At 41.4% G+C, this 21,726-nt stretch carries 22 protein-coding genes; 7 read left to right on the top strand and 15 right to left on the bottom strand.

Annotated features, from left to right (window positions below):
- Window positions 1–120 precede the first annotated feature (120 nt).
- On the top strand, window positions 121–927 hold the full coding sequence (asd, locus tag AC1D69_RS05845; protein ID WP_495455198.1) for an archaetidylserine decarboxylase: 807 nt from the start codon (window positions 121–123) through the stop codon (window positions 925–927).
- Here the strand turns inward: asd and AC1D69_RS05840 are convergent.
- The 3 genes from AC1D69_RS05840 to pdxR all read right to left on the bottom strand — a co-directional run bounded on the left by AC1D69_RS05840 (window position 924) and on the right by pdxR (window position 4,282).
- Window positions 924–1,781 carry an SDR family oxidoreductase gene (locus AC1D69_RS05840; protein ID WP_495455197.1) on the bottom strand — a complete coding sequence of 286 codons (858 nt, stop codon included), beginning with the start codon at window positions 1,779–1,781 and terminating at the stop codon, window positions 924–926. The two genes, asd and AC1D69_RS05840, sit on opposite strands and share 4 nt — an antisense overlap.
- A gap of 136 nt (window positions 1,782–1,917) precedes the next feature.
- Window positions 1,918–2,703: a helix-turn-helix domain-containing protein gene (locus AC1D69_RS05835; protein WP_495455196.1), complete on the bottom strand. Its 786-nt coding sequence runs from the start codon at window positions 2,701–2,703 to the stop codon at window positions 1,918–1,920.
- 70 nt (window positions 2,704–2,773) lie between these two features.
- A complete protein-coding gene (pdxR, locus tag AC1D69_RS05830) occupies window positions 2,774–4,282 on the bottom strand; it encodes a MocR-like pyridoxine biosynthesis transcription factor PdxR (protein ID WP_495455195.1) in 1,509 nt (502 codons plus the stop codon).
- Window positions 4,283–4,430: 148 nt separating this feature from the next.
- Here pdxR and AC1D69_RS05825 point away from each other — a divergent pair, with 148 nt between their 5' ends.
- The 3 genes from AC1D69_RS05825 (at window position 4,431) to AC1D69_RS05815 (ending at window position 6,701) form a co-directional block, all read left to right on the top strand.
- Window positions 4,431–5,045, top strand: a complete 615-nt coding sequence (locus AC1D69_RS05825; RefSeq protein WP_495455194.1) for a pyridoxamine 5'-phosphate oxidase family protein — start codon at window positions 4,431–4,433, stop codon at window positions 5,043–5,045.
- A 101-nt stretch (window positions 5,046–5,146) separates the two neighbouring features.
- Window positions 5,147–6,451, top strand: coding sequence for an aminotransferase class I/II-fold pyridoxal phosphate-dependent enzyme (locus tag AC1D69_RS05820; RefSeq protein ID WP_495455306.1), 1,305 nt, complete (start codon window positions 5,147–5,149; stop codon window positions 6,449–6,451).
- Between the two features lie 121 nt (window positions 6,452–6,572).
- Window positions 6,573–6,701: a hypothetical protein gene (locus AC1D69_RS05815; protein ID WP_495455193.1), complete on the top strand. Its 129-nt coding sequence runs from the start codon at window positions 6,573–6,575 to the stop codon at window positions 6,699–6,701.
- Between the two features lie 75 nt (window positions 6,702–6,776).
- Here the strand turns inward: AC1D69_RS05815 and AC1D69_RS05810 are convergent, their stop codons facing one another.
- The 5 genes from AC1D69_RS05810 to AC1D69_RS05790 form a co-directional block, all read right to left on the bottom strand.
- Entirely contained in the window at window positions 6,777–7,994 is a 1,218-nt protein-coding gene (locus AC1D69_RS05810) for an ABC transporter permease (protein WP_495455192.1), read from the bottom strand.
- A gap of 2 nt (window positions 7,995–7,996) precedes the next feature.
- Complete coding sequence (locus AC1D69_RS05805) at window positions 7,997–8,743, bottom strand: ABC transporter ATP-binding protein (protein ID WP_495455191.1); 747 nt, start codon at window positions 8,741–8,743, stop codon at window positions 7,997–7,999.
- 132 nt (window positions 8,744–8,875) lie between these two features.
- Window positions 8,876–10,354: a DEAD/DEAH box helicase gene (locus AC1D69_RS05800; protein ID WP_495455190.1), complete on the bottom strand. Its 1,479-nt coding sequence runs from the start codon at window positions 10,352–10,354 to the stop codon at window positions 8,876–8,878.
- 148 nt (window positions 10,355–10,502) lie between these two features.
- The gene (locus AC1D69_RS05795; protein WP_495455189.1) at window positions 10,503–11,276 is read right to left on the bottom strand and encodes an SDR family NAD(P)-dependent oxidoreductase; all 774 of its coding nucleotides are present in this window, start codon (window positions 11,274–11,276) and stop codon (window positions 10,503–10,505) included.
- A 92-nt stretch (window positions 11,277–11,368) separates the two neighbouring features.
- Window positions 11,369–11,827, bottom strand: coding sequence for a chemotaxis protein CheX (locus AC1D69_RS05790; RefSeq protein ID WP_495455188.1), 459 nt, complete (start codon window positions 11,825–11,827; stop codon window positions 11,369–11,371).
- Between the two features lie 382 nt (window positions 11,828–12,209).
- Here AC1D69_RS05790 and AC1D69_RS05785 point away from each other — a divergent pair, with 382 nt between their 5' ends.
- Window positions 12,210–13,112, top strand: coding sequence for a LysR family transcriptional regulator (locus AC1D69_RS05785; RefSeq protein ID WP_495455187.1), 903 nt, complete (start codon window positions 12,210–12,212; stop codon window positions 13,110–13,112).
- A 23-nt stretch (window positions 13,113–13,135) separates the two neighbouring features.
- Window positions 13,136–13,948, top strand: coding sequence for a histidinol-phosphatase (locus AC1D69_RS05780; RefSeq protein ID WP_495455186.1), 813 nt, complete (start codon window positions 13,136–13,138; stop codon window positions 13,946–13,948).
- 121 nt (window positions 13,949–14,069) lie between these two features.
- On the opposite strand, the gene AC1D69_RS05775 is transcribed toward AC1D69_RS05780, so the two are convergent.
- From AC1D69_RS05775 to AC1D69_RS05745, 7 genes are all read right to left on the bottom strand, one after another.
- A complete protein-coding gene (locus tag AC1D69_RS05775; RefSeq protein ID WP_495455185.1) occupies window positions 14,070–14,612 on the bottom strand; it encodes a GNAT family N-acetyltransferase in 543 nt (180 codons plus the stop codon).
- A 9-nt stretch (window positions 14,613–14,621) separates the two neighbouring features.
- On the bottom strand, window positions 14,622–15,557 hold the full coding sequence (locus AC1D69_RS05770) for a metallophosphoesterase (protein ID WP_495455184.1): 936 nt from the start codon (window positions 15,555–15,557) through the stop codon (window positions 14,622–14,624).
- A gap of 30 nt (window positions 15,558–15,587) precedes the next feature.
- A complete protein-coding gene (locus AC1D69_RS05765; protein WP_495455183.1) occupies window positions 15,588–16,370 on the bottom strand; it encodes a DUF3891 family protein in 783 nt (260 codons plus the stop codon).
- 25 nt (window positions 16,371–16,395) lie between these two features.
- Window positions 16,396–17,193, bottom strand: a complete 798-nt coding sequence (locus AC1D69_RS05760) for an AAC(3) family N-acetyltransferase (RefSeq protein ID WP_495455305.1) — start codon at window positions 17,191–17,193, stop codon at window positions 16,396–16,398.
- A gap of 110 nt (window positions 17,194–17,303) precedes the next feature.
- Window positions 17,304–18,068, bottom strand: a complete 765-nt coding sequence (gene sdhB, locus AC1D69_RS05755) for a succinate dehydrogenase iron-sulfur subunit (RefSeq protein ID WP_495455182.1) — start codon at window positions 18,066–18,068, stop codon at window positions 17,304–17,306.
- Window positions 18,069–18,132: 64 nt separating this feature from the next.
- Complete coding sequence (sdhA, locus tag AC1D69_RS05750; RefSeq protein ID WP_495455181.1) at window positions 18,133–19,878, bottom strand: succinate dehydrogenase flavoprotein subunit; 1,746 nt, start codon at window positions 19,876–19,878, stop codon at window positions 18,133–18,135.
- Between the two features lie 12 nt (window positions 19,879–19,890).
- A complete protein-coding gene (locus AC1D69_RS05745) occupies window positions 19,891–20,559 on the bottom strand; it encodes a succinate dehydrogenase cytochrome b558 subunit (RefSeq protein ID WP_495455180.1) in 669 nt (222 codons plus the stop codon).
- Between the two features lie 256 nt (window positions 20,560–20,815).
- On the opposite strand from AC1D69_RS05745, the gene AC1D69_RS05740 reads away from it, so the two are divergent.
- On the top strand, window positions 20,816–21,715 hold the full coding sequence (locus tag AC1D69_RS05740; protein WP_495455179.1) for a LysR family transcriptional regulator: 900 nt from the start codon (window positions 20,816–20,818) through the stop codon (window positions 21,713–21,715).
- Window positions 21,716–21,726: the final 11 nt, after the last annotated feature.

Genomic DNA, 21,726 nt, shown 5'->3' with positions numbered 1-21,726 from the left:
TTTTCATGTCATCAAGTCGTTACTTAAATTATGTAAAAAGACAAGAATGAATTGATTTAAAATCTAATCTATGTCAATATATTGCAGAGCGCTTACGTAATGTCTGAAGGGAGAAAAACCATGGCAAAAAGAATACTACGGCTGATGACAGAGCTCTCCTCAAGAAAATCGATATCCCAAATCATGGGCCGCTTTTCTCATAGTAGTGTAAGCCGCTACGTCATCCCAACATTTATTAAAAACTATCAAATTCCCGTGTCTGAAGCGGAGAAAGACATACGTGAATACCGTACACTTAACGCGTTCTTTACACGACGACTAAAACCAGGAATGAGACCTATTGATTCCAATGACCATTCCTTAACGAGTCCAGTAGACGCCTTAATTACAGCAATGGGTAAGATCTCTGCAGGTACAATTCTGAATGTAAAAGGTCAAGATTATTCCATACAGGATATTCTACATCATTCTCCTCATCTAGAGCTCTATAAGAATGGCTATGTATTTGTACTTTACTTAAGTCCTACTGACTATCATCGTATTCACTCGCCGGTGACGGGTGTGCAGACAGAAAGTGAACATATTCGTGGGCGCGTCTATCCCGTAAATGATTTTGGAATGACACATATGCCTTCTGTATTATGCCGTAATGAAAGACTCATCACCTATATATCACATTCATTTGGAGAAGTAGCCGTCGTAAAAGTCGGGGCCATGAACGTGAGTAGCATTCAATATACGGATGTCTCTGTGACGAAATGGAACAAAGGTGATGATCTCGCCTATTTCGAATTTGGATCGACGGTCGTTCTTCTGATGGAGAACGAAACCTTTACACCTCGAGAAGATCTCAAACCCGGAGATGCTGTGCGTATGGGACAACGTTTAGGTGATCTTCATGCTCCAACGCCTCGTGTGAACAACTAAGATTTGCGATGTAATAGATTAAGAATGATGCGGTGAAACCAACGATCGGGTAACCATTGTTTCATTAACATCGTTATGGATGTCCCCCGAGGGAGAGCATAACGAAATGCTGGTGAATGAACAGTGGCTACCTTTGCGATTAATTTCGCTACATCCGAGGGATCCCCGCTCTCAGTCGCACTTCGTTGTGAATATTGCAGAATAGAATCTAGTAAACCTTTATACGGAGAATGGGATGCCATACTCATCTGAGAGAAGCTCTTTCCCCAGATGGGAGTCCCATAAGCTCCAGGTTCTATTAGAACCACATCTATATTGAATGGTTTCACTTCCATAGCGAGGCATTCACTGAATCCTTCTACTGCGAATTTCGAAGATGCATAAGGACCGAACCCTGGAAACCCCACTTGACCACTAATACTACTCATCTGAATAATCCTCCCCCTTTCCCCCTCTCTCATTAAAGGTAGAACCGCTTGAGTCACACAGACCATACCTATGAAATTAATCTCCATCTGTTCCTTCCACTTAGATAATGAAATTTCCTCAATCATGCCACCCATAGCTATTCCCGCATTATTAACTAGAACATCTATACGGCCGTATTGTACTGTCATTTGCTCCACTACATGGTGAACCTGTTCTTCATTCCGAACATCCATCTGTACCACGTGAATCCGTGTTTCCACACCCGCTATCTTGGAAGCGTTCCTTAACGGCGTTTGATCCTCCGGGTTACGCATACCTGACACAACGGTAAACCCGATACGCGCTAATTCAACACTCACAAGTAAACCGAATCCACTAGAACACCCTGTAACAAGAGCTACTTTACCCTCGTTATTCTGTCTCATGCTGATACCCTCTCCTTCCTATATTTAACTTCATCATATGCCAACAAAAGAATTAACAAAAAAACAACTTCAGATCCATTACATGTCCAAAGTTGCCTTTATTCGCGTTCATATACACCATTCCAAACCATTCGCTCTAACGAATCTCGGATGGATTCTGACCGGTATATTGCTTGAATTGCCTACTGAAAAAAAAGATATCCCGATATCCTAAAGTATCTGCCACCTCTGTCACATTCATGCCTGCATATAACAACAAATGTTGTGCACGTTCAATCCGTGTTTTGATAATGTAGGACTGAACCGGCGAACCTATTAAATCTTTAAATTTAATTGAGAAATAGCGTGGTGACAACCCCGCACGCGCTGCCAGATCTTCCACACGATGCGGAATTCCTGGATGTTGGCGTATGTAGTTAGCTATTTCATGTATGGCCTCTGTCAATTGATTACTAATGACTTTTAGAACAGGTTGGTCCCGATCCTCACGTAACAAATGAATCATGAGTTGCTTGAGAATGAGTTGTCCCTCTTCCTTAGCAGCGTAGGTATTTACCAGAAATAGACGTACGTATCTAGCCAGCATATATTCAAAGTCAACGGTTTCTCGTATGATTCGATAGGGAAGTGGAATCTCTGTCACGGGTTCCAACACATCAAAGTGAATATAACTCAGAACCAGTGGTTTCTGTGGATTGTGAACAGCACTTGTATGATCTCCCGGTCGAAAGAGAAAACAGCTTCCTTTACCAATCTCATAAGTCTCATCATTCCTTTTGAGCGTACCCTCACCACTCCAAACATAGAATAGATCATAATTGGGTAATGCTTTCTCTCGTTTCTGCCATTTCCAACTAGGTTCACATACAATTTTGGCTAAAGAAGGTTTGATCTCAAAAGAGGACGGCGAAGCATGTAGCATGTCGTATATCCCCCCTTTGTTAAAGTAATCGACTATCGACTACACGCTTTGTAATTGCTTATATTTGTTCTTATTTTTGTTCAACGATCAACCCCTGTCGGGCTTGAACTTCACAATCTGTCATTGCAAATAATTGTTGCACATCCTGCCATGCTTGTGCAAGTCGATTTACACCCTCTACCATCTGATCTTCATCAAGATGTGCAAATCCAAAACAAGCTGCTAGAGGACCCGGTGAGATTCTATAGGATGTAGCATCCTTAAATTCCACACCTCTTCGTCTTGCTTCTACTTTGAAAACGTCATATTCTTCTGATGATCCCTGCCATAATGCATACACATGCAGTCCTGCATCCCCAGGAATACAGTGGAAAATATCACCAATCCGTTCAGACATCAGTGTACATAATTGATTGTGTCGTGCGCTATATATCCGAGTCATCCTTCTTAAATGTCGCTTATAGTGTCCATGTGCCATGAAATGTGCAAGTGCCCTCTGTTCTAATAACCCCGGTGAGATAGGATCATAGAATGCTTTGGCTCGCACTACAGGCTCCACAAGGGCATTCGGGATTAATGCGTAACCTAACCGTAATCCGGCAAACATCGTCTTTGAGAAAGAACCTAAATATATCACTCTACCATCATGATCTAACGCTTTTAGCGGTTCAATGGGCCTACCCCCGAATCTGAACTCACTATCATAGTCATCTTCTATAATCATGCCCTCTTGTTTCTGTACCCACTCCAACAGTCGCCTACGTCGTTCCAAAGAGAGTACTGCTCCCGTAGGAAAATGACGGCTAGGCGTCACAAAGAGCACTCGAGCATCCCAAGCCTCTGGTATTAACCCTTCCTCATCTACAACGCCTTGTACAATGGTACCACCACAGGCGTGAACTGCTTTGTGAATACCACTGTAACCCGGATCTTCTACCACAACTCGATCACCTTCATTTACTACAAGCTGGGAAAGAATCGCAATTCCCTGCATAGATCCGCTAAATAAAACGATATTTGTAGCATTCACTGTAATTCCACGGGTGGTTCGAAGATAGCCTGCAATCACCTCACGTAATTGAAGATCTCCTTCGGGACGGGCAGGAAGCTCTAAATCTCCTCCCCCTTTTCCACCTGCATAAGCTAGAGCGCTACGCCACTCATCATAAGGAAAAAACGCCATAGGAGGCGATTCAGGAACAAAACTGACCATCCCCTGACGCTTCTGATTATCATAGGAAGTTTGCTGTTGACTCATTAATCGTAATCCCCAAGAAGAAAGAGTGATCTCTGCGCTAGTTGTTTGCTCTTCCGATACAGGAGAGGGACCCGCATGAGTCACAAAAGTCCCCTTACCCACTACCATTTGAACGTACCCTTCTGCAAGTAACATATCGTAGCTTTGGGCGACTGAACCACGCGAGATATCATAAAGATTCGCTAAATATCGAGTAGAAGGAAGCTTGGAACCTGCAGCAAGTCTCCCCGCTAGGATAGCGTCACGTAATGCATAATATATCGCTAAATACTTATACCGATATTCCTCTAAATAAGAGTCCAGTGGCAAAGCCAGTTCCATTCATTCAGCTCCTCTATTGAAAATGTATCAAGTGGACTATAAATTATAATCTAAATTGGATCTTTTTACTTGTCAATCAATATCATACGATGAACCTATGAGGTTGAAGATTAGACCCTACCATTTATAGATTAGGAGACCATTGACTATGAGAAGACAGGAATTTAGTGTACAAGAAGAAGTAGAACTGAACCAATTTTTATCGAAAATGACCTTCGGCTTTCTGGGGACAGTTGATGAGAAGGGTCACCCCCGCGTGACTCCACTTAATTTCGTATATGATCAAGGTTTCTTCTATTTCCATGGAAGTCGTGTTGGAGAAAAAATGAATCATATGCGTTCCAATGATCAGGTTAGTTTTACAGTCGCCGATGAATATGCGCTGATTCCTTCCTACTTCAGCGACCCTGCATTAGCTTGTCCTGCCACCTCTTACTTCAAAAGCGTAACGGTAAGCGGTACCGCTGAAGTCGTTAATGACCTCACGGACAAAGAGAGGATATTTACTTTGTTTATGAAAAAACTACAACCAGAGGGAGGGTATGATCCCATTGATCCTACTGACCCTCGATATACCTCACGGCTACGTGGCGTCGCAGTCATGAGAATACAAACTCAGCATCTATCTGCCAAATTTAAGTTCGGTCAGAATCTATCCAAAGACGCCGCAGATCATGTTATAAGTGGTCTTGAATCCAGAGGTTGTACTCGTGATCAAGAGACCATTGAGCAAATGAAAAAATACTGTCCCCATTTGCAGTAATAAAGTATTTGTCAGTGACTGTTCTCATGCAAAGTGGTATAATATGATCCATTAAAGCTGGAAATTTACAACCATTAAACAGACTTGGAAGGATGGAACGCATGAACCCACTTGCTGGACAATTGAATGAGAGCATGAAAGCTGGAAATTCACACGTATATGACATGTTATCAAATCTTGGAAGAGAGATTTATTTCCCTAAGGAGGGAATTCTTAGTCAATCGGCTGAAGCAGCAGCCCATGCCAAGAAATATAATGCCACGATTGGAATTGCTACCGAGAATGGAGTTCCAATGCATTTAAGCGTGATTCAAGACAAGTTGTCAGCATTCCAACCCAAGGATCTATACAGTTATGCTCCTCCTGCAGGAAAGCCAGAGCTTCGAACGGTATGGCGCAGCAAGATGTTACAAGAGAACCCTTCGTTACAAGAGAAGTCCTTTGGTAACCCCGTTGTAACCAATGCACTAACACATGGCCTCAGTATTGTTGCAGATTTATTCGTCGATGAGGGCGATGCTGTAATATATCCTGATAAGAATTGGGAGAATTACGAGCTTACGTTTGGTATACGTCGCCATGGTGAGTGTATTAACTATCCGCTTTTCACAGAAGAGATGACTTTCAATAGTGCTGGGTTACGGGAAGCATTACTAGCTCAACAAGATAAAGGTAAAGCCATTGTCCTGCTCAACTTCCCTAACAATCCAACAGGATACACACCTGGACTACAGGAAGGCGAAGAGATTGTAGCTGTTATTAAAGAAGCAGCAGAAGCTGGTATTAATGTTGTTGTCGTGACGGATGATGCCTATTTCGCTCTATTCTTCGAAGATTCACTTAAGGAATCCTTATTTGGTAAGCTTGCAGGAATTCACCCACGTGTGCTTGCAGTTAAAGTCGATGGAGCTACCAAAGAGGAATTCGTGTGGGGCTTCCGAGTTGGATTCATTACCTATGCTTCAGAGAATAAGGATGTCCTAGCTGCTTTGGAACAAAAAACACTTGGTATCATTCGTGCGACCATTTCTAGCGGGCCACATCCTTCACAAACATTTATACTTGAAGCACTCAAAGCACCTGAATTCGCCGCGCAAAAAGAAGAGAAATTCCAAATTATGAAGGGCCGTGCGAATCGTGTGAAAGCGTTGTTGAACAACACTAAATACGATGATGTATGGGAATACTACCCTTTTAACTCTGGTTATTTCATGTGTTTGAAATTGAAGACAGTAACGGCTGAAGCGCTACGTAACCACTTGCTTCTTGAATATGGTGTGGGAACCATCGCTTTGGGTGAAACCGACTTAAGAATTGCCTTTTCATGTATTGAAGAGGAACATCTTGAGGATTTATATCATTTGGTTTATCAAGGCATTCAGGATTTACAATCCCTCTCTAACTAATTTCACCTAGGGTATTACCCATTTTTATTGTCATGGTGTAAGGCCCAATCACCCCTTTCTTCTCATTCATAGAATACGGTGTATCACAGATTACATCATGATTTATGAAAGGGGAATAAACATGAGTGGAGTAAATGAAGTTAGAGGCGGTTGTGGTTGCGGCGTCGGTGGTGGAATGTTTACTAACACAGGTGCGATCTTAGTCCTTTTCATCTTGTTGGTTATCATCACACGCGCTTTGTGGGTATAATGATTGATTAAGATTTCCTATATGAATGACAAGAGGTCGAGGGCATTATCCCTCGACCTCTTTTTGAATGATGATCTAGTCATCATCATTGTTTTTATTCGCTTTACGCGAAAGTATCGTTCTAATAATAAATGACATCACAAGTCCTGCTATAAGCGTACTGATCGTTAGACCTATATGTTGCCATCCGTCCCCCCATAATGGTAGCCAGAGAATCACAGCTACTAACATATGTACCTGGAATACAAATGTTGTGACATTATGCTGTCGACTATTTGCAGGAATCGGATAGACGTTCAGCCAGAAGGAATCTCGATGATACCCTTGTAGCGATGATAGTTGCACACCTACTAAGAACAGAAAGAACAAATAAATACCACTTCCAAGTATGCTTCCTCTTGTCCACCACACTAGTAGTATTCCTAATACCCCTGCACGTACCACAATGCCTAATATATCACTGCGTACAAAACTTTTGGTAATAAGATACCGGTAAGCTGCACTTGGTTTCCATAATACCCGGTTACCAGCCTTTGCAAGTAATCTTCTAGGATACACACGTTGTTGATGCTCTGGAACACTAACGAACCAGCCTAATACCAACATTACCCGACCAATCTGCGATTCTTCTTTCGCAATTAATCGCTCCCAAGCAACTAAATGCTTCACAGGATAGGACACTGCAATGACATAAGTTACTACTATAAGTAACACATAAATCAGGCTTTTTCCTATCGGCTCCCATAACCATGCTGCTAATGCTAAAGCCATCACTGCCCATCGGAGCAAGCGAAACCACTTCGAGGCTCGGATTGACACCATCGATTGCTCTTTCCAACCCCCATAACTAGCAACTAGCTTCAATATACAAAGAAAGATGAGAAATATCCAAAATGACTTAGGTGATTCGTCACTGCGCACGTATAACGGCCAAGCGGTCAAGAATACCAAAGCAAGTCCAACTAACTTATACATAACCCCACTAACCCAGCTACCTGATAAATAATTCTTCATCTTAGATTCCTGAGGTATCAAGAATACAATATCGGGTGACTTTAGATACGTTCGAAAACTACTATGTACAGTCAATGGGAGAAGGATAACCAACATAATCCAGCGAATAGGAAGCCCCTCAGGAATGTTCTGTACTAGCGATGTATACCACGCAGAGAAGGCAATAAATGCGAATAGAAATAACACAGCCACGCCACTTTGCATGACATACCCTAAATAAGGAATAATCTCTCCCCAAAATTGACGGCGTCGTTGTATCCGAAGATTCTTCAGATCCATATTCAGACCCTACCCTGTACGAGTGTGTAGAAAAGTTCCTCCAGTGGAGCGCCCGGTTTGCCAGCTTGTTCAGCAATTTGTTCAAGCGTACCATGAGCAATGATACTTCCCTGATGCATCACGATAAAACGATCGCAATAGTTCTCAATCGTTGATAAAATATGAGAACTTAATAGAATAGAGGATCCTCCGGCTTTTAGTTCCATCATGAAATCTAATAGTGAACGAATACCAAGAGGGTCTAAACCTAGAAAGGGTTCATCAATAATATAAAGGGATGGACGAGCTACAAAAGCACACATAATCATAACTTTTTGCTTCATCCCTTTAGATAAGTGTATGGATAGACTATCCATCTTATCTTCCATCCGGAATAATGCAGATAGTTTACCTGAACGTTCCTCAAAGTCCTCTTTGGTTACACCATAGGCTCTTGCCGTAAATTCTAGGTGCTCTCTAACCGTCATCTCCTCATAAAGTAACGGAGATTCCGGTACGAAGGCCAGCGCACTGTGGTACACTTCAGAGTCTTCCTCTCTCTTCTTCCCTTTGACACGAATCTCACCCTTCTGAGGTGTCATTAATCCCAAAATATGCTTCATCGTTGTACTTTTACCCGCACCATTCAGTCCGATTAGACCGACCATTTCCCCAGTACCGACTTGAAAGTTAACATCATGAAGCACTGGACGGTTGAGACTGTAACCTCCAGTAAGTCCTTGAATTTCTAATACAGGTATATCGCTCATTATCCTCACCTCGTTATGATAAATTATCATCATGTAACAAGAAGCTAGAAGCGGTTGTTCTAATATCTGTAGAGAATACGATTCACTATTCTACAGAGAACAACCTAACTTCCAGATGACCCGTTACTTATTTTAAGAGCGTGGTGGCTTATTCTTCAACCACTTCGGTGCACCCTTATTTTTACGAATCCGCTCCCGCTCACTTTTACTAGCCCCAGTATGTTTTGTTGATTTACGAGGAACCTCAGTAGCCGGAATAGGTTGTACTGGAACTTCAAGCTCTACCTTTGGTTGCGATACCTGTGTACGTTCGGTACTAATAGGTCGGTCCAATGGGCGATTCCTTTGCGTTGCAACTTCTTTGTTATGAGTTAGCTTGTCCGGTTCACCACGTTTCGGACGATCGTCACCTTTGCGGTAGGAAGTTGCCTCTTCTCTAGAAGAGATAGATGCTCTTGACATCGGTACCTCTTGCCCAGGTTCAATAACCTTTCCTCCAAACATCGACCGAAGCCCAATAGGAGTCTTCAATTCTTTCGTAAATTTCTTAATAATAAACTCTTGTCGATCTGTAACAATGGACAGTACCATCCCACTACGACCCATTCTTCCCGTCCGTCCAGCACGATGCACATAATGCTCAGAATCGATCGGTGGATCGAAGTTTACGACCATTGTTAAACCTTCAATATCCAGTCCACGTGCAGCTAGATCACTAGCTACTAGAACCTTGAATTTGCCATTACGGAAACGTTCAAGCACCCCACTACGTGCCATCTTGTCTGCATCTCCATAAAGTGCTTGAGTGCTAAGCCCTAAATGATTCATCTTCGCTTCTACTTCTGCAATATCCTTTGTTGCATTCACGAATACAATCACTTTTTGTGGGTTGTAATGACGAATAAGACGACGGAGCGTATCCGGCTTATCTCGTTCTTGTGCAATGAAATAGAGATGTTCTAGTCCTTTTGCCGTCATTTGTTCAGGCTCAATTCCTACCTCTACTGGCTCTTTCATCTCTTTCTTCACAAGTGCTGCTGTCGCTTTGCTAACGGTAGCAGAGAGAAACACCAGTTGGCGATCACGCGCCGCACTTCGAATAATACGTTCTACATCTCCTCCAGAACCAAGGTCGAATACTTGATCAACCTCATCTACAACAATAGTAGTAACGGTATGCATCTTGATCTTACGCATTTCAATTAATTCTTTTATTCTACCGGGAGTACCTACAACTAATTGAGGATGATTTTTTAGTTTCTCAACTTGACGTTTCATAGCTGCTCCACCAATGAGGCCTAACACACGAATTCCTCTATGTTGTCCGTAACGTTCACCTTCACGTACAATTTGCATGGCAAGTTCTTGCGTTGGAGCTAGAATCATCTTTTGTATAGATTTAACATCAGGGTTAATGCCATGCAAGATTGGAAGCAAGAAAGCAAGTGTCTTACCCGTACCGGTCTGTGAATGTGCGAGGACATCCTTACCTTCTATCATTGCTGGAATCACCTCAGACTGAACAGCTGAAGGTTCGTTTATTTCAAACTCAGAAAGCTTATTTACTAAATCCGTTGGAATACCTAGTTGTTCAAAAGAAGTTAAATTCATGTAAGTCCATCCTTTATGTTCAAATCATTCTTATTCATTATATGCTAAAATAGATATCCCACCAAATTCTTATGCAATTTATTATGTAGATTTCTAAATTAACCATGCTTCTCAACAAAAAACCGACTCCCTTGAGCCGGCTCTCTCTTTATTTCTTATTCATCATGCCATACGTTAATTTGTCCGCCAACCGTGGAAACAGTTGGTAGAAACGTATACCGATCGCGGCTAACCGTGGTAAGTTAATCTCTTCTTGCTTACGCTCAATAAGTCTGACCATCTTACGAGCCACGAGTTCTGGTTTCATCATGAACCAATTGACATTGGCGACATATTTCCCTGAGGGATCTGCTAACTCAAAAAAAGGCGTATCGATAGGTCCTGGATTAACCGTCGATACCGTTATTCCTGTTCCACGTAGTTCTTGTCGCAGACTATTACTAAATCCATATACCGCATGTTTAGTTGCTGTGTATGAAGTGGATTGAGCTGTTCCAATCTTCGCTGCCATAGAAGCGACGTTCACGATCTGCCCTTCTCCTTTGGGTAGCATGTAAGATAATGCGGCTTTTGTACATCGAACGGTTCCCATGTAATTGACATCCATCATTTCACTATATTCATCTACAGACATATCAAGGATGGATTCAAATTTACCGTAGCCTGCGTTATTCATAAGCACATCTATTCTACCGTATTGTTCTATGACTTGGCTCATCGCATGTTGTACTTGATCGGTTTGCGTCACATCTACCACCATTAGCTTATGTGGACCTGATAACTTTGCACCGATGGATGCTAAGCGTCCTGAAGAACGTGCCATTAATACGGGGATAGCCCCTTGCTCAGAAATATACCTTGCAACTAACGCACCAATACCACTTGAAGCTCCTGTTATGACAACGACTTTATCTTGAAGCATGATTTCTTAATCCTCCCAACTTCAAACTGCGCAGAACAAGTATTCTTTTCTACGAAATTTGAACTCCTTAGAATGAGTTTGTTATCTCTATTCTAAGAAATCATCACTTGAATATCCAGTTCACCGATTCCATCCATCATTAAGGGGATGCTGAGTGCCTTTTTTGAAAAGAAGAGAGGATTTTCTTGAGGATTTACAATGACAGGAGGTGTAATGTCAACATTAACTCCTTGATTGAAAAGGATGGTACTAGCATTACCACTAATCATATTGCTAAGTTCTGAGATGGCGCTTTTCCCCATTTCATTCATTTTCGTTAGAATGGTCCCGCCCATCATCGCGGATACTATTTTTAATGCAACTGACTCTTTCAGACCGAATACCACATTACCTGATAATTGCCCTGTCATGCCCACTTGAATCCATATATCACCCTTAACGATTTCAATAATTTTAACTGTTAAATTACCCGTTGAAGGTGATACTCGAATGACTTGTTCAATAACGATCCTTGCGGACTCTAGAAAAGGATTAATTATTTCTGTTTTCATTTTGTAACATGCGCCCCTTTAGACTAGGCTGTTGGTCTTAGCACCAAAAGTCCCGTATATCGTTAGAATAATTATACTTTAAACCCAAAAATATGCTAGTGTTTATTGGAGCATAGCTTCATCAATAGCCCTTCAAACCTATGTTAAATATCAAAAGAAGTACTAACCTTTTATATCATTGTCTCGTTTAGGCTTATGTAATCATAAATCCACTTCTTCTTTATCGGTCTTTTACCCTATTTTTTGAATGGCAATGCTACAAAATATTAAGAATAAATGTTGAGTTTCATTGCTCTGGCCTAGTAGATCATCTATAATTTTAAATAATGGACTTATGAACGAATTAATATACAGATATAAGAATAGCTAGAGGAGGGATGACGTGAACATCAGTCAGTTAGAAACACTTGTGACCATTTCTAAGACGATGAGTTTTCGAAAAGCTGGAGAATTACTCAACCTTACTCAACCAGCCGTATCAGCTCAGATTAAAAGCCTAGAGGACGAGTTTAATACTGTGCTTGTGGATCGTAACCAACCTGTGACGTTAACAGACCGCGGTGAGGTATTCCTTGAACATTCCGAACGTATTCTATCTATCGTAGAAGAACTTAAACAACGGCTCTCTGATTTAAGCGAGACTCCTCAAGGACCTATCGTCCTTGGAACAACCACTTCAATAGCGATTCAAATGTTACCACGCGTACTTTTTTATTTTCAGGATCAATTCCCCCTCATCAAAACGACAATCCAGTCTATGTCTTCTGGCCAAGTATATACTAGCGTAGAGAACGGCCAAGTGGATGTCGGGATTGGATACCTCATTGAGCGTAATCCGAACTTAATGACGTCTGTGCTTTACTATGACACTTTTGAATTGGTCATTTCTACTAAACATCCTCTATCCAAAAATTCTGTCGCTACGATTGAAGTATTGCGCGATCTCCCCCTTATTTTGCTCACACATGATACCGTAGGCCGTAAATTCGCGGATGAGATTTTTAAGAAACATAAAATCACCCCAAATGTAGTTATGGAGCTCTCAAGTAGTGAGGAAATAAAACGGATGGTCGAATTAAACTTAGGTGCGGCTATTATCTCCAAACTATCTGTCGCTAGCGAATTACGTTTAGGTACATTGAAGATCGTTCCTCTTTTTGAGCTTGAAGTTACTCACCCCGTGGGTGTAATCTATAAATCAGGAAGATACCTGAATTCCGCAATGCAACAATTTCTGAGCGATCTCAAAGGTATGCCTGAATCGCAATTTATAAGTTCCGAATAATTCAACTTAAGGAGTGTTACATCATGAAATTTGACATTCATACCCACCATTATCGTTGTGGACATGCAGAGGGAAATATCCGAGACTATATTGAATCGGCAATCTCTTCTGGACTACAGGTCATTGGTATCTCAGATCATTCGCCCTACTTTGCTAAAGAAGAAGATGTGGGTAATCCAGGCGTAGCAATGGGGAAATCTGAGATGGAAGGTTATGTACAAGAGGTACTTCAACTTAAACAGGAATACGCAGGAACGATTGATGTATTGTTAGGGATGGAATCCGATTATTTTCCAGATCATGTTGAACTTTATCGAAATACTTTTGCTAAATATCCCTTTGACTACATCATTGGATCTGTCCATCATGTGTACGAGGACAGTATTTTCAATAAGGATCAGTGGATCGGTCTAGATTCTGAACAACAGCTTTCCATCAAAAAAGAATATTACCGATTGATTCAAGGATCCGCAAAAAGTGGCCTTTTTCAAGTTCTTGGACACATAGACGCCATGAAGGGAAATTACCCTGGATTCTCCGATATCCCTGCTGCTGAGACCATTGATGAGACATTACAGGTTATAGCTACCTGCGGTGTTGCTATTGAGATTAATACATCCGGCAGAATGAAATTAAGTGGTGGATGGTACCCTTCGGATGACATTCTTGAGAGAGCACTTCATTATGGAGTAGATGTGACTTTTGGATCCGATTCTCACCATCCTAATCGTATAGGAGATGACTTCTCAAAAGTAAGCGCAAAACTCAAAGAAATTGGCTTTAAAGAATGGGTCTATTATAAACAGAAACAAAAACAAATCGTTTCACTTCTGTAATCCTATAAACAGACAAAAAAATGGACCCGTTATCAACGGGTCCTAGTTCATATATATTTTCAAAAGGGGGTTATGTAATCAGTATAACCACTCACTGTTAGAGTTACGTAACGGCTATATTTCATTTGTGTAACAAACACTGACTTAGACTGAACACCTTAACCGCATGAACTGGCATCTGTGTCCCATCTCTTCTTGGAATTGTTCGTACCCAAGTTAAACCGTTATTGATCATCACTTTTTCTGAAGCCATATTATCCTCTTGGCATCTTCCCTCGACTTGATGTAACCCAAGCTCCCGAAATCCGAATTCCAACAGAATTCTTAAAGCCTCCGTCGCGATCCCTTGATTCCAGTAAGTACGATCCAGCATATAGGCTAATGTTGCCTTAAATTGAACTCTACTCCAGTGTTGAAATGACATTAACCCTATAATTCCATCCACATTCTTAATCCTGATTCCAAAATGAATAAAACGCTCTACATCACTGTTTAAGATTTGTTCGAGCATTCTTTTTGAACCAAAATAGGAGGTGTGCTGATTATAGGCAGTGGATTGTTGCTCTCGCAGATCAGAGAGAATGGAGCCTAGTCTTGGACCATCCCTCTTTTCAATGGGTCTTAGAAATACACGTGATCCATCAAATGAAGACATATCAATCATATTTGTACCTCATAACAATCCCGACGTTTTGAACGTAAATACGGTTAATTCTGGACTACACAGGAATCTAATAGGTAATTTAGTAACTCCGAACCCACGATTTACATATAACTTCATATCATTGGATTCCATCGAATAGAGTCCCTGAATATAACGTTTCGAACCTTTAGGTGTCATGACTGCCCCCATGAAGGGTAATCGCACTTGCCCCCCATGGCTATGCCCTGATAATTGGAGATCAAAAGGATACGTTGCCGCAGTGTCTGCATAATCCGGTTCATGCATAAGCAACAGGGAAAATGTCCCTTCTGGAACACCCTTTAATGCTTCTTCTGGGTTAGGTCTTCCAATTAAAAGGTCTTCTAATCCCACGATGGCAATCATACTTCCTTCTTTTTTTACGATAACATGTTTATTCTGAAGTACAATAAATCCTGAAGCCTTCAACATACGAATGACTTCACCTGGCTGTCCCCAATGATCATGGTTTCCTAGAATGGCATACTTACCTAATGGCGCATGAAGTGAAGATAAATACGGTACAGCTTGAGCTAGAGGTTCCGCACTATTGTCTACAATATCCCCTGTGAAACAAATGATATCCGGCGATTGACTTGTTATGGTTGCCATTAAACTCTTAATATCCTTCTCGTGAGTATGAAACCCTAGATGCAGATCGCTAAATTGAACCACTTTTAACCCATCAAAGGCAGCGGGTAATCTTGCAAATTCAAGTTCCAGTGACTCAATCGATAGATGTCGAGGTTCCCATAAACTTGCATATCCACCTGTAATTAAACTAGCACCTATCACTGTTGTTGCACTATAACGAAGAAATTGCCTTCTCGTCATCTTCATTTCGCTCCAGTTCTTAGTTGAACGAATTCCAGAGGGTATTGAAGACGAAGATGAAGATGAGTCCAGAGGCTTCTCTTGTTTCGTCATGATGTCACAGCCCCCAATACATAAATTAAATTAACTACCCTGAATTTGAAAAGTATACTGAATCACATCACCATTAGAATAAGCTTCTGAGATACCCATTTGTTGAATAGCTAGCTTGGATACAATGATACATGTCAGTTCAACAGTGAACTTTCTATCAAAGGGAAACGGCGATAGTTCCACTGTATTCACATTCTTCCAGTGTGCTTGAATGATGTTGCCACCCGTACAGTCGAATTCATCAGACATGGGAAAGCCTTCACGCCACCAAGGAAATTCGTGTTCTTTGTCTGCTCCAGGTTCATTTAAACATAAATAGAGCGATAAATCATCACAGAACCTCAATACGTTTAGATCATAGACAAGATCACTATCGGTTTCTAAATCTGTTATTCCTAGCTCTAATTGAATATATTTTCTACGATTCTGTTCTTGCTGCATATACTTTCTGAGAGCAGGATGCTCGATATTAGCTTGGTTTAAAAGTCTGTCGTAATGCATACTGCATAGAAGTGCTGCATATGGACTTTTTAACTGGATTTCGTCCAGTCCTTTACTATAAAAGGTTAATTTCGTAGCAATCGGGAAATCTAAAAATGTATAAGGTGCATGCAAAGCATCATTTAAAAAGGGGTCATCATCTAGATCAATCCAACCTCGGTCATGATCTTTCACGGCATAGACAGCTTCATTCCATCGTTTATTACTTCGAAATATAGTCGAATTCATTGCTGCAGCAAACTCTCCCGCAAGTAATCCATGTTGGTGCTGGTCAACCATAACCCAGTCCTCTTTACGTTCTCTGCATATCATATGAATTCCTCCTAGCAGATTTAGTTTACCGGTGATGTTCAAACCATGATATCGCATAATTCACTAGATCGTTTTGTCTGGATAGCAGGCAGGAAGCCATACCTACGTTCCCACGTGTGTACAGTTCGGAGCAATTCCGCTCGAAATCTGCACCCACTATATGAAAATCATCCGATGTAAAGTTGATATCTTGAAAGGATACCCACTCTGTATTGTGTTTACCCTGGATTGGCGCTTTGGACTCAATCTCCTTCTTACCTCGATATGCGCAACGATATTCCGCTAGATGAAATGATGTATTGTTGCTATGATCCGTACCTAATAAGAGCACATATGTATCCACCTCTGCCATTCTAGCAAGTGGTGAGCTCTCACCTAGACTGTAATCTAACGGATGAGACTCCGTAATATATGTAGCAAGTCTACCCCTAGCTGCGAAAGATACATGGGGATGAGCACTACGATAAACACCCGACTGTTTACGAAAAATTTCAGGAATAATACCCATGCCTCTAGTAACTGTGAAATCAGGATCATATGGAGGCATGCTCTCACGTATAAGACCCCACCATCGAGGATCTGCAGGAGGATTCATCCACGTCTCTGGATCTGTCAGGTTCCCTGATTGAGTGGGCATTATAAGTGTTCCTTCTTTACCCAATAGATTCTCTAAAGCTAGAATAACAGCTTCCGCACCTCCAACGATCCATCCACCAATACTTTTCATAGAAGAATGAACGAGTAAGTTCATCCCACGACGTACTCCGAGTTTATCACAATCTATCATGATATCGGTACTCGTTACCGGTCGATCAATAATCAATACGATCCCCTCCAGATCACTCTTATTATTTACAAATAACACCTCCACGAGTATCGCAGGGATGCGATTCGTGGAGGTGTCGTATTAGCGTAGCTACAATATGCTATTTATTATACTCCTAACCAACGCTTAAACATATGCTTGGTTGTGTCTTTATTCATCTCTGCTATAGAGGTTGTTAGAGGAATCCCTTTGGGACATGAACGGACACAGTTCTGTGAATTCCCACACCCATCAATACCGCCGTCCTCCATTAACATGTCTAAACGTTCCTCTTTATTCATTTCCCCAGTAGGATGGGCATTAAAGAGCCTTACTTGTGAAATAGCTGCAGGACCGATGAAATCCGTCTTCTCATTCACGTTAGGACAAGCTTCAAGGCATACTCCGCAAGTCATACACTTTGATAATTCATATGCCCATTGCCGCTTCTTCTCAGCCATACGAGGTCCGGGGCCTAAATCATACGTACCATCAATCGGGATCCAAGCCTTCACTCGCTTGAGTGCCTTAAACATACGATTGCGGTCAATCACAAGGTCACGCACAACCGGGAATGTACTCATCGGTTGTAACCGTACTGGTTGCTCAAGATTATCAATAAGTGCTGCACACGCTTGACGTGGTTTACCGTTAATAACCATCGAGCAGGCACCACATACTTCTTCTAAGCAATTGGATTCCCAACATACAGGAGCAATATCTTTCCCTTCACTAGTTACCGGATTACGTTGAATCTCCATCAATGAGCTTATAACGTTCATACCAGGACGATACGGAATCTCAAACTCCTCTGTATAAGGCTTAGAATCCGGCGCATCCTGACGAGTAATAATAAACTTAACATTTTTTTGTGATACAGATGTTTCCGCCATATTAGTTCCTCCCATATGTTTTTAAGCGCCACTACCGATACTTAATTCATCGATAATATTAACGTTACTTTTCCTTCGAATAGTCACGAATCCGTGGTGGAATCAAAGATACATCAATCTCTTCATACGAGATTTGTGGTCCTTCAGGTGTCCACTTCGCTTTCGTAGTCTTCAGGAACTGCTCGTCATTACGCTCAGGATAATCTGGCTTATAGTGAGCACCACGACTCTCATTTCGCATCAAGGCACCCAACGTCATCGCGTGTGCAAGCTCTATCATATTCCATAGTTGACGAGTAAACGCTACACTTGGATTATTAAATCGGGATTTATCGTTCATGTTAATATTCTTGTAGCGTTTCTTTAATTCTTTAATCTTCTCAATCGTAGCTTCGAGCTTGTCATTATAACGTACAACCGTCATGTTATTCGTCATCCACTCACCTAGTTCTCTGTGCAGAACATAGGCATTCTCCGTTCCATTCATAGCAAGGAGATTCTCATACTTGTCTGTCTGTTCTTTCTTATAACGATCATATACCGCAGTAGGTATATCTTCCGCTCTCTTCTTAAGGCCTTTGATATATTCAACTGCTTTAGGTCCAGAAACCATACCTCCGTATATAGCGGATACAAGTGAGTTAGCTCCAAGACGATTCGCACCATGATATTGATATTCACACTCCCCAGCTGCAAATAGCCCTGGAATGTTCGTCATCTGATTGTAATCCACCCACATGCCACCCATTGAATAATGGACTGCCGGGAATATTTTCATAGGAATCTTTCGAGGATCATCACCCATGAACTTCTCATAAATTTCAATAATACCACCTAATTTAACATCCAGTTCTTTCGGATCTTTGTGGGAGAGATCAAGATAGACCATGTTCTCACCATTGACTCCAAGACCCATATCTACACACACATGGAATATTTCGCGAGTTGCGATATCACGTGGTACTAAATTTCCGTAAGCAGGATACTTCTCTTCAAGGAAATACCATGGCTTCCCATCTTTATACGTCCAGATGCGCCCACCTTCACCACGTGCAGATTCCGACATCAAGCGAAGCTTATCGTCTCCAGGGATCGCCGTTGGATGAATCTGAATAAACTCACCATTCGCATAATATACCCCTTGCTGATACACTGCACTTGCTGCAGTACCTGTATTAATAACCGAATTCGTAGTCTTACCGAAAATAATACCAGGTCCCCCACTTGCTAAAATAACAGCATCCGCAGCAAACGTATGAATCTCCATGCTCTTCAGATCTTGTGCACAAATGCCACGACATACTCCATCATCATCAATAACAGCGGATAAGAACTCCCAATTTTCATGTTTGGTTACTAAGCCTTCAGCCTCATAGCGACGAACTTGCTCATCAAGTGCATACAATAACTGTTGCCCTGTCGTAGCACCCGCAAAGGCTGTCCTATGATATTGCGTTCCACCGAAGCGCCGGAAGTCCAGAAGTCCCTCAGGCGTACGATTAAACATAACCCCCATCCGATCCATCAAGTGAATAATTCCAGGTGCTGCATCGCACATCGCTTTAACTGGAGGCTGATTGGCTAAGAAATCTCCACCATAGACGGTATCATCGAAATGCTCCCATGGTGAGTCTCCTTCCCCTTTGGTGTTAACAGCCCCGTTGATTCCGCCCTGAGCACATACGGAGTGAGATCTCTTTACGGGAACTAGTGAGAATAAGTGAACATGTGTACCTGATTCTGCTGCTTTTATGGTTGCCATCAATCCAGCTAACCCGCCGCCCACAATAATAATATTTGCTGTTGCCATGTAGGTCACCCCTTAACTTAAGACTGTCTTCCATGATTCTATAAAGTTCAAAGCGGTCTGGAACTCAACATTTCGGAAAGCAATTAGTGACAAGATGAATAATACCGATACGATAGCGAATAATCCCATACACATCATTGATGATACGCGTTGTGCACGTGGTCCTACAGTAATTCCCCAGCTGACTAAGAAAGACCAGATCCCATTAGAGAAATGGAACGCCGTGGAAATAACACCGATTAAATATAGAATAAACGTAACAGGATTCATAACTACTGCATGTATAATACCACCCAATTCTTCATGTGTAACATTTCCTAAGGCTACTTGAACTCGTGTCTCATACACATGCCAAATGACAAACATAAAGGTTAGGACACCTGTAACACGTTGAAACAAGAACCGCCAGTTGCGTCCATAGTTATATGATCCATTATTCGGTTGTGATTGATAGGCGAGATATAAACCAAATACACCATGATAGAGCAAGGGTAGCCAAATTAGAAACAGCTCCATGAACAATACGAGTGGTAGACCATTAAGAAATGCTACCCCCTCATTAAACTTCTCAAGTCCCCCTTCAAATGCACCGAAATTCGTCACAAGATGCTCTAAAATAAAGAAACTCAGTGGGATCACTCCGAGAAGCGAGTGAATCTTTCTAGCATAGTAACCCTTCATAAATGACTAATCCCCTTTCCAATAACAGCGTTTTCAAATATCTTTGTTAATAAAACATATACGGACGTGATAAAAGCCGCAGAAAGCGACTAAAACAGCCACATTTCTTAATAATCTGTGAACAACTTGTGGCACTTTTCATGTTACTCCTTTTTAGCTTATAATGGAATTGCAATATAATTATTATTAGTTATAACATAAGCGCATAAGCGAATGAATTGATGTTCCGGTAAAAATGAGATGAGTGAGGTGTACTATGTTTGAAGCGTTAGATGTGTTTGCAATCGTTGTGGAGCAGTCCAGTCTCAATAAGGCTTCTAAGTTACTGAACCTTTCTCAACCCGCTCTATCACGTAAAATTTCCAAGTTAGAGAACGATCTTGGGGTAAATCTATTTCACCGTCGTGGTAAGCGATTAGAATTGACCTCGATCGGACATTTAACATATACCTTTGCTCTTGAGCAAAGAAAGCTTCAACAACAATTCTTGCGAACATTATCTCAGCATAAAGATGGAAGTCAGATCTCTGTCACTCTTGGGGCAAGCCTAACTACAATTCAAACAACGCTTCCACCACTGATCAATACTTTTATGGAGAAGCATCCCACTGCAGAAATCAAACTTGTTACAGGTAGAACGCATGAAATTGTTTCAGCACTCCGTGAGAAGAAGATCGACGTTGGAATTGTTGCTTCATCCATCCACGAAAGAGGCTTAAACTGTATCCCTTTATTTGAAGATCACTTGGAATTAGTTCTACCAAGACAACACCCCCTTGCCGAATCACCAGCCATTCATATGAACGATTTACATGAGACACCCATGATTATTTTCTCAAGTGGGACATGGTATCGTAAATTAATGGACGACTTATTTGAGAATACGGGTATTATGCCTGATATTCGAATGGAGATCGACTCGTTTGAAGCGATTGTCCGCTTATTACCTACTTGTAAAGCTGTAACATTATTACCCAAATCTTATCTACATCAACAACTTATTGACGATAATGATCTCAAAGTTATTCATATCCCTGATCTCAAAGAAACACGACGAACGACATCCTTAATCTATGGTGAATATACCGAGTTAAGTAAGGCTGCACGGCAATGGATCGAAGAAACAGAATCCTTATTTAATCGCCTAGATTTATGATTTTTATGATT

It is taken from the genome of Paenibacillus sp. Y301 (assembly GCF_059445505.1).
This window is presented reverse-complemented; position numbering and strand designations above follow the sequence as displayed.

Excerpts from the sequence above, each read along its gene's own strand:
- AC1D69_RS05780 (WP_495455186.1), top strand. The coding sequence starts at position 13,136 with ATGAAATTTGACATTCATACCCACCATTATCGTTGTGGACATGCAGAG.
- AC1D69_RS05745 (WP_495455180.1), bottom strand. The coding sequence starts at position 20,559 with ATGAAGGGTTACTATGCTAGAAAGATTCACTCGCTTCTCGGAGTGATC.
- AC1D69_RS05835 (WP_495455196.1), bottom strand. The coding sequence starts at position 2,703 with ATGCTACATGCTTCGCCGTCCTCTTTTGAGATCAAACCTTCTTTAGCC.
- AC1D69_RS05770 (WP_495455184.1), bottom strand. The coding sequence starts at position 15,557 with ATGACGAAACAAGAGAAGCCTCTGGACTCATCTTCATCTTCGTCTTCA.
- AC1D69_RS05740 (WP_495455179.1), top strand. The coding sequence starts at position 20,816 with ATGTTTGAAGCGTTAGATGTGTTTGCAATCGTTGTGGAGCAGTCCAGT.
- AC1D69_RS05810 (WP_495455192.1), bottom strand. The coding sequence starts at position 7,994 with ATGGATCTGAAGAATCTTCGGATACAACGACGCCGTCAATTTTGGGGA.
- AC1D69_RS05775 (WP_495455185.1), bottom strand. The coding sequence starts at position 14,612 with ATGATTGATATGTCTTCATTTGATGGATCACGTGTATTTCTAAGACCC.
- sdhB (WP_495455182.1), bottom strand. The coding sequence starts at position 18,068 with ATGGCGGAAACATCTGTATCACAAAAAAATGTTAAGTTTATTATTACT.
- AC1D69_RS05840 (WP_495455197.1), bottom strand. The coding sequence starts at position 1,781 with ATGAGACAGAATAACGAGGGTAAAGTAGCTCTTGTTACAGGGTGTTCT.
- AC1D69_RS05815 (WP_495455193.1), top strand. The coding sequence starts at position 6,573 with ATGAGTGGAGTAAATGAAGTTAGAGGCGGTTGTGGTTGCGGCGTCGGT.
- AC1D69_RS05790 (WP_495455188.1), bottom strand. The coding sequence starts at position 11,827 with ATGAAAACAGAAATAATTAATCCTTTTCTAGAGTCCGCAAGGATCGTT.
- pdxR (WP_495455195.1), bottom strand. The coding sequence starts at position 4,282 with ATGGAACTGGCTTTGCCACTGGACTCTTATTTAGAGGAATATCGGTAT.
- AC1D69_RS05800 (WP_495455190.1), bottom strand. The coding sequence starts at position 10,354 with ATGAATTTAACTTCTTTTGAACAACTAGGTATTCCAACGGATTTAGTA.
- AC1D69_RS05765 (WP_495455183.1), bottom strand. The coding sequence starts at position 16,370 with ATGATATGCAGAGAACGTAAAGAGGACTGGGTTATGGTTGACCAGCAC.
- AC1D69_RS05795 (WP_495455189.1), bottom strand. The coding sequence starts at position 11,276 with ATGCTTCAAGATAAAGTCGTTGTCATAACAGGAGCTTCAAGTGGTATT.
- sdhA (WP_495455181.1), bottom strand. The coding sequence starts at position 19,878 with ATGGCAACAGCAAATATTATTATTGTGGGCGGCGGGTTAGCTGGATTG.
- AC1D69_RS05825 (WP_495455194.1), top strand. The coding sequence starts at position 4,431 with ATGAGAAGACAGGAATTTAGTGTACAAGAAGAAGTAGAACTGAACCAA.
- AC1D69_RS05820 (WP_495455306.1), top strand. The coding sequence starts at position 5,147 with ATGAACCCACTTGCTGGACAATTGAATGAGAGCATGAAAGCTGGAAAT.
- asd (WP_495455198.1), top strand. The coding sequence starts at position 121 with ATGGCAAAAAGAATACTACGGCTGATGACAGAGCTCTCCTCAAGAAAA.
- AC1D69_RS05805 (WP_495455191.1), bottom strand. The coding sequence starts at position 8,743 with ATGAGCGATATACCTGTATTAGAAATTCAAGGACTTACTGGAGGTTAC.